This window comes from Okibacterium sp. HSC-33S16, assembly GCF_024171565.1.
GTDB lineage: Bacteria > Actinomycetota > Actinomycetes > Actinomycetales > Microbacteriaceae > Mycetocola_A.
In genome coordinates this window covers 1,050,495-1,058,260 of sequence record NZ_JALJZZ010000001.1, presented here as the reverse complement: position 1 = coordinate 1,058,260, position 7,766 = coordinate 1,050,495, and the positions used below count along the sequence as shown (strand labels likewise).

Genomic DNA, 7,766 nt, shown 5'->3' with positions numbered 1-7,766 from the left:
GAGTTGTTGGGCATGCCGGTAACTGATTTCCCCTGCCCGTAACGCGTTCATCGTCAACGGCAACCGGTGCACCAACACCCGACTCTCCTCCACCAAGATGCCGGCGGTGCGTTCCGGGATCCGTAACGCGCACGCTAACTCCGAAATGAAGCATCGCAACGCCATCTCCCGACGCTGCAACACATCCTTCGACCCCGCAATCACTCCTTCCTCGTTCACCAGCGCAAGAGTGCAGGCCCGGTCAACGAACTCCGCCTTCCACGCCGCCTGCGTCGCCTCCAGCCTCTCCACCTCAACAACCGCGTCGAGCATCCTGCTGCAAGTGTTCGCGGTTCGAGCGAACGGCGTCGGCGGTGCAGGCGGGTCATCCCGAAACGGCACATGCACAAACACTGCACCCGGCGGTAGCGGAATGAATGGGTCAGTGGGGATTCCGTCCGACTCCAGACACGGATTCAGCAACTCTTCCGGGAGGGGCACTACGTCTCGCGGGTCCAGCAACCGGGACGTATCACGGGCAGTCTTCACCACTGCCGGATCAAGCTCATTCACCCGCGGCGGCTCCCGCCACCGCCGAATGCTCGAGTAAATCTTTTCCGGAAGCGCAGGATGCTCCCCCGACGGCCACAACCCCGGGCCCCCCGGAAACCACGGCGGATCCACCCGCACCTGCGGCTGCTCGTGAGGGTGAGGACTGTCTATCAGGGGTTCCGGCTCTGGTTGCCGGTGCACCACACCACTGCCGGGTGGATCGTTAGTCTGTTCGCCGGGAGCACCGACTACATCGTCGTTTTCCATACTTCAAGTGAACACCCCACCACCGACATTAGTTCGAAGCTGCTGAACTCGAGAAGGCTGAACAATGGAATGTGTTTTCCCATTCCTTGTCGCGCCTTTTCTTGTCCGCGGCACTGCCCTGAAGCCCGAACCGAACTCCGAGCGGGAATCGTGGTGCACACCCGGCGGTGTAGTCCACGAGGGCAATCGCCATCGGTCGAGGGAGGAGTCGCTGACGGCCGGGCATCGGTGAGGAGCGTTGTCCTACTTCGAGGCGCTCCGTCGGGCATTGTCGAGGTCGATCAACACCTGCTCAAGTTGCTGCGCAGCCGCACGCCACGCGGCAGGGTGGTCACTCGATGTGTCGTCTGAATGCAGGGTAATCACCGGCTGCCCGGTCGCGCTTCCCGTGAGGAGGCTTCGCTCCTGTGCACGGGACACCCCGACGATCACATCTGCTCGACGCGTCATAAGACTGCGCGTGAGCGGAAAACGCCACAGGAAGAGTCGAGCCTTATCCGACCAGGTCGCACCTTCCCGTACGTGCGGAACGCCACCGGCGATGACGAGACCATAGCGACGGCCGAACCCACCCCAGGTCGGCGTCGGCGAGAACATCACGTCAGCACCGATTGAGTTGAGGCGTCGCCCCGTGAAAAACTCGGTCGGGCTTAGCGGGCTGGGCAACAACTCCCACGGCAGGTCAGGAAGCGCTTCAAGCCTCGTCTCCGGACCAACGAGCATGATGAAACTCCGCCGCTCGGCCAGCGCGTGGATGAGTCCACGGCTCATCCGACTCAATGGGTCGCCGGCATCATCGCTCAACCATCGGCAATCAACAACGAGTTTCATCGCGCGATCTCATCTGAGTCGGCGTCAGCTGGGCTCTCCCCTGCTGCGGCTTTTCCCGCGGGTCTTTCTCCCGGCTGACGACCGGGCACAAGAAATTGTTTAATCAGCGACGCCGCCTGAGCGGGGAGCTCATAGTGAATGAGATGCCCAACGTCGGAGAGCACCTCAAGCGTGGCATCCGGAAAGAGATCGACAAGCGCGTGCTGGGCACTGACCGGCGTGATGTCGTCGCGATCAGCGGCAATGAGCAACGTTCGGGCATCGATTGACGTCGCGAATTCGCTGACATCTGATGAAACGGATGCCGTGAACGCTTCCAAAACAACGCTTCGGTCGCTGAACGCACTGAAGTACCTGTCGTGTTCGCTGTGAATCCACCGACGCAGCGATGTGCTTCTCGTCTTCGCCATCGTGATGCTCATGATGCGAACGATGATCCGATTGCGCAGGAGGCCAAAGCCAAGCCGCTCGGGCAGGATCGCGCCCATCTTGTAGTACAAGACAGCAAGGCGGGTCAGGATGCCACGTGGCCCCGCCAGCGCCGGTGCCGCAATCGGATTCACCAGAACCACCTGCGGCGTTGTGAGGGTCGTGCGCGCCAAAGCCGCGGAGACAATAATCGACCCGAACGAGTGACCGAGAAGAACGGGCGGCGTATCGAGCTCGAGTGCGTCGACGAACCGGTGAAGCCAGCCCGCATAGCCGTCGATGTCGTGATGACTGAGCCGCAGCGGCTCGCTCTCTCCGAAGCCGGGAAGGTCAGGGCTGATCATGTGAAAGCCCGGCAAATGGGCAACGACCGGCTCGAGGCCGTGATGATCGCCGCGGAACCCGTGCACCAGCACGAGTGTCGGCTGGTCAGACGGGGTGCCATACTCCCACCACGTTGTGCGGCTCCCGCCAATCGACACCGAGTGCTTCGTGACCGGGATGCGGCCGAGGAGGGCGGAGTATGGCGATTTAGGTGTCATGACGATTCCCAGTTTAGGCATTGTCGCTGACGTTCACACCGAGGGCCCGCGCCTAGACTTTGCTCGAGTACTCAGCGAGCACTTGATTACCCTCACCGCGACGTGATTGGAATTCAGTGACATTCACCGCTCCTATCCAGCTACCCGGCCTTGCGCGTGATCCACTCTGGTATCGCAGGGCGATCTTCTACGAGGTGATGGTGCGCTCGTACGTCGACAGTAACGGCGACGGCGCCGGTGACCTGCAGGGCCTGACCACCCGCCTCGACTACCTGCAATGGCTGGGCATCGACGCGCTGTGGCTTCCGCCGTTCTACGCCTCTCCCCTGCGCGATGGCGGGTACGACGTGTCTGACTACCGCGCCATTCTCCCGGAGTTCGGCACCCTCGAGGAGTTCCGCGACCTCGTCACCAAGGCACACGAGCGCAACATGCGCATCGTCATCGACATGCCGCTCAACCACACCTCCGACCAGCACCGATGGTTCCAGGAGTCCCGCGAGGATCCCGACGGCCCGTACGGCGACTTCTACGTTTGGAGTGACACCGACGAAAAGTGGCCCGACATCCGGATCATCTTCACCGACACCGAAGACTCCAATTGGGCCTTCGACCCCGTTCGCCGCCAGTTCTTCTTTCACCGGTTTTTTTCGCACCAACCTGACCTCAATTTCGAGAACCCCGCCGTGCACGAAGCCATTTTCGAGGCCGTGCGGTACTGGCTTGATCTCGGAGTTGATGGCATCCGTCTCGATGCAATTCCGTACCTGTACGAATCGGATGAGGGAAACGGGGAGGGCGAACCGAAGACCCACGACTTCGTCAAGAAGCTTCGCGCCATGGTGGATCTTGAATACCCGGGACGCGTGCTCATCGCCGAGGCGAACCAATGGCCACGCGAGGTTGCCGAGTACTTCGGCACCGACGAGGAGCCGGAGTGCCACATGGCGTTCGACTTTCCGGTCATGCCACGCATCTTTTACTCGCTCCGATCCCAGCAGGCCGAAGAACTCGCACGGGTCCTGTCGGAAACGCAGGAGGTTCCGGAGTGGGCCGGCTGGGCCGTCTTCCTGCGCAACCACGACGAGTTGACGCTGGAGATGGTGAGTGAGGACTATCGGCAGGCGATGTACGGCTGGTACGCCTACGACCCCCGCATGCGCGCGAACATCGGCATTCGCCGGCGGCTCGCTCCCCTGCTCGACAACTCCCGCGCGGAACTTGAGCTGGCGCACGCACTGTTATTTTCCTTACCGGGCAGCCCGTTCATCTACTACGGCGACGAAATCGGGATGGGTGACAACATCTGGCTCGCCGATCGGGACTCGTCACGCACGCCCATGCAGTGGACTCCCGACAGGAACGCCGGCTTCTCATCGGCTGACCCCGGGAAGCTGTACCTTCCCGTTGTGCAGTCGCTGGTGTTCAACTACACACTCGTGAATGTCGAGTCACAGCTCGCGCAGTCCCGGTCATTGCTGCACTGGGTTCGCAACGTGATCCACGTCCGGCGTAGCCACCCGGCGTTCGGGCTCGGGAGCATCGACGTCCTGAACTCCAGTCACGAATCGGTGCTGAGTTTTGTTCGCAGCTACCGTGGGACCACTCGGTTCGGCGACGAGAAGGAAGAGATCCTCTGCGTCTTCAGTTTCTCGCACCATCCGATCGCGACGACCATTTCGGCGCCGGAACTCGCCGGGTGTCGGCTGTTCGACCTGTTCGGCGGAGGTGAGTTTCCTCCGTTCGACGACACGGGCACCGTGACCCTCACGATCGGCACGCAGAGCTTCTATTGGCTGCACGTTGCACGCCAGACCGACTCGCCGTTTTCGCAACACCGTCGCGGTTGAGAGGGGCTGTCGGTCGTCGCGCCTAAAGTGACAACCGTGGAAACAACAGCTGTCAAACACTGGTCAGAATCGCTCGCCGTCTTCGATTTGGAGACCACCGGTATCGACGTGACAACCAGCCGCATCGTTTCCGCCAACGTCGGGGTTCTCGACAAAGACGGCATCGTCCTGCGTCGTCGCGACTGGATCGCCGACCCGGGCGTCGAGATCCCGAGCGAGGCGACCGCCGTGCACGGCATCACAACCGAGTACGCACGGTCGGTGGGTCGCTCCGCACCCGTTGTGGTCGCCGAGATCGTTGAGACCCTCCGTGACATCTTCGACGAGGGCACACCCGTCGTGATTTACAACGCGCCGTATGACCTGTCGTTGCTGTTCAACGAGGCGTTGCGTCACGGCATCCCGCCGCTTAGCAACCCGATGCCTGTCATCGATCCGCTGGTCATCGACAAAGCGCTCGACAAGTACCGCAAGGGCAAGCGCACGCTCGAAGCCGCTGCTGCCTTCTACGGTGTAGAGCTCACCGACGCTCACGACGCCGGCGCCGATGCCATCGCGGCGGGGCGGGTGGCCCAGGCGATCGCTCGTGCTCACGAACGGGCCCTCGACATCGATGCGCTCGAACTGCACACGCTTCAGACCGGATGGTGCCAGGAGCAGTCAGACAGCTTCCAGGAGTACATGCGGCGCACCCGAGACGCGACATACGTCGCCTCGGCGGGCTGGCCCGTTCGCTGACGCATTCTGCGGAAAGCGGATGCCGCCTGCGTGCGTCGATCAGCGACGCGCCGTGTCGCGTGCCTGCGTTCGCTTCCGTCACGCCGGGCCCGAACACACAAAGAAAGACCCGCAACAGTGGTTGCGGGTCTTTCTTTGTGAAAAAGCTGTGGCTTAGGCGCCGAAGCCCTTGAAGCGCTGGTTGAACTTCTCGACACGACCGGCCGAGTCCATGATGCGCTGCTTGCCGGTGTAGAACGGGTGCGACTCCGAGGAGATTTCAACGTCGATCACCGGGTAGGTGGTTCCGTCTTCCCACTCCATGGTCTTGGAGCTGGTCACCGTCGAACGGGTGAGGAACGTTGCGCCCGAAGCGAGGTCGCGGAAAACTACAGCCTGGTAGTCGGGGTGGATGTCAGTCTTCATGAGGACTTCCTTGTGAGTCGTGTGGATTGTTTCAGTCTCGCGCTTCACGTTCAAAAAACTCGACGTGCGGCAAGAAAGCTTGTGGCCCCTCGGGCCAGCTACCTACTTTATCAGATAGACAGCGTTACTGGGCACGGGCAGAGAACCGCCCGTTATTCTCGCTCAGTTCGATCGGCAGCCCGAAGGTCGTCGTCAGGCTCTCCGAAGTGAGCGCCTCGCGAAGCGGTCCGCTCGCGACGATGCCGCCGTCCTTCAACAGCAGCGCGTGGGTGAAGCCGACAGGGATTTCCTCAACGTGGTGGGTGACCATGATGATGGCCGGTGACTCTTCGGACTGCGCGTACCCGCCGAGGAGCGTCACGAGCTCTTCACGAGAGCCCAGGTCGAGGCTGGCGGCCGGCTCATCGAGGAGGAGCAGCTCGGGGTCGGTCATCACGGCGCGGGCAATCTGCACTCGCTTCTGCTCGCCGTCACTGAGGGTGCCGAACGTGCGGTCGGCCAGCTCCTCGAGGTGCCACTCGGCCAGGACACGCTTCGCACGCTTGATGTCGATGTCTTCGTATTCCTCGTTCCACCGTCCGGTGACCGAATATGCCGCTGTCATGACGACGTTGAGCACGCTCTCGTCAGCTGGGACCCGGCGAGACATCGCCGTTGAGGCGATACCGATCCGGGGACGAAGCTCGAAGACGTCGACTTTGCCGAGCGCAGAGTCGAGGATGTCAACCGTTCCGCGGCTCGGATACATCAGCGTCGACGCCAGTTGAAGCACCGTGGTCTTCCCAGCGCCGTTGGGGCCGAGAACGACCCAACGCTCGTCAGGTTGGACTGACCAGGACACGGAATCCACGATCGCACGGCCATTGCGCACGACCGAAACATCACTCAACTGCAAAACGCTCGACATGCTTCAAGCCTATCCGGACGAGAGCCATCCCCTCGTCCATTCGGACCGGTGCGCCGGTCAGGATCCGGCGAGTACCGATCGGTACAACTCAATGGTCTGTGTGCCAATCTGGGCCCAGCTGAACTCTGACTCCGCCCGTTTCCGACCGGCCTCGCCCATTCGACGAGCCCGTTCCGGATCGGAAACGACCTCCGTCAGTGTCGCGGCGAGGTCAGCGACAAAGCGATCGGGGTCCACCGGGGTGCCTGTGCCATCGGTCACCTGCTCGATCGGCACGAGCCGACCGGTCACGCCGTCGTCGACGACCTCCGGGATTCCACCGGTTGCCGTGCCGACGACAGCGGCGCCGCAGGCCATGGCCTCCAGATTGACGATGCCGAGCGGTTCATACACGGACGGGCAGACGAAGGTCGTGGCGACGGTGAGGATGGCGCACAGCTCGTTGCGGGGCAACAGGCGGTCGATCCAGACAACACCCGAGCGCTGTTTTTGCAGTTCACGGACGCCCGCCTCCACCTCAGCGAGGATCTCCGGGGTGTCCGGCGCGCCGGCACACAAGACGAGCTGGACGTCCGGCGGCAGCAGCGCTGCAGCGCGCAAGAGGTACGGCAGCCCCTTCTGACGGGTGATCCGTCCGACAAAAACCACGCTGGGCCGGCTTGGGTCGATACCGAGGGACCGCACGAGATCGTCGTCAGACACCGGTCGCCACTGTGAGAGGTCAATGCCGTTGTAGATGGTGTGCACGCGAGACTCATCCAGCGCCGGATAGCTCCGCAGAATGTCACGCCGCATTCCATTGCTGACGGCCACGACAGCATCCGCTGCTTCGAAGGCCGTCTTCTCGATCCAGCTCGACACGCGGTAACCGCCGCCCAGCTGCTCGGCTTTCCACGGCCGAAGAGGCTCAAGGCTGTGGGCAGTGACAATGTGCGGGATGCCATGGAGCAGCTTGGCGAGATGGCCTGCGCCATTCGCATACCAGGTGTGCGAATGCACGAGGTCCGCTCCCCCGGCGTCCTGCGCCATCAGCAGATCGGTACCGAGAGTGGTCAGGGCGGGATTGGCTCCGGACAATTCAGCGGGAATCCCGTAGGCAAACGTGTCGGGCTCGCTGCGCTCAGCACCGAAACACCGCACGGTGACATCGATGTCGGTGCGCATGGCCGTCACCAGTTCTGCGGCGTGCACTCCGGCTCCGCCATATACCTCCGGGGGAAATTCCCGGGTCAAGAGATCAACTCGCATGACACGAACGCTAGTACA

Annotated in this window: 7 protein-coding genes and 1 pseudogene; 2 read left to right on the top strand and 6 right to left on the bottom strand. The window is 62.3% G+C overall.

Features of this window, described 5'->3' with window-relative positions; translation table 11 throughout:
* The 3 genes and pseudogenes from L1277_RS05135 to L1277_RS05125 form a co-directional block, all read right to left on the bottom strand.
* A pseudogene (locus L1277_RS05135) lies at nt 1-552 on the bottom strand (13E12 repeat family protein); the annotation flags it as partial.
* 489 nt (nt 553-1,041) lie between these two features.
* A complete protein-coding gene (locus L1277_RS05130; RefSeq protein WP_253375239.1) occupies nt 1,042-1,569 on the bottom strand; it encodes a hypothetical protein in 528 nt (175 codons plus the stop codon).
* Nucleotides 1,570-1,625: 56 nt separating this feature from the next.
* Entirely contained in the window at nt 1,626-2,600 is a 975-nt protein-coding gene (locus tag L1277_RS05125; protein ID WP_253375238.1) for an alpha/beta fold hydrolase, read from the bottom strand.
* A gap of 116 nt (nt 2,601-2,716) precedes the next feature.
* Here L1277_RS05125 and treS point away from each other — a divergent pair, with 116 nt between their 5' ends.
* Nucleotides 2,717-4,450 carry a maltose alpha-D-glucosyltransferase gene (treS, locus tag L1277_RS05120; protein WP_253375237.1) on the top strand — a complete coding sequence of 578 codons (1,734 nt, stop codon included), beginning with the start codon at nt 2,717-2,719 and terminating at the stop codon, nt 4,448-4,450.
* Nucleotides 4,451-4,486: 36 nt separating this feature from the next.
* Entirely contained in the window at nt 4,487-5,188 is a 702-nt protein-coding gene (locus tag L1277_RS05115) for an exonuclease domain-containing protein (RefSeq protein ID WP_253375236.1), read from the top strand.
* Nucleotides 5,189-5,341: 153 nt separating this feature from the next.
* On the opposite strand, the gene L1277_RS05110 is transcribed toward L1277_RS05115, so the two are convergent.
* The 3 genes from L1277_RS05110 to glgA all read right to left on the bottom strand — a co-directional run bounded on the left by L1277_RS05110 (nt 5,342) and on the right by glgA (nt 7,748).
* Nucleotides 5,342-5,593, bottom strand: coding sequence for a type B 50S ribosomal protein L31 (locus L1277_RS05110; protein WP_121658590.1), 252 nt, complete (start codon nt 5,591-5,593; stop codon nt 5,342-5,344).
* Between the two features lie 124 nt (nt 5,594-5,717).
* Entirely contained in the window at nt 5,718-6,500 is a 783-nt protein-coding gene (locus L1277_RS05105; protein ID WP_253375235.1) for an ABC transporter ATP-binding protein, read from the bottom strand.
* 57 nt (nt 6,501-6,557) lie between these two features.
* Complete coding sequence (gene glgA, locus L1277_RS05100) at nt 6,558-7,748, bottom strand: glycogen synthase (RefSeq protein WP_253375234.1); 1,191 nt, start codon at nt 7,746-7,748, stop codon at nt 6,558-6,560.
* Between the last annotated feature and the right edge of the window lie 18 nt (nt 7,749-7,766).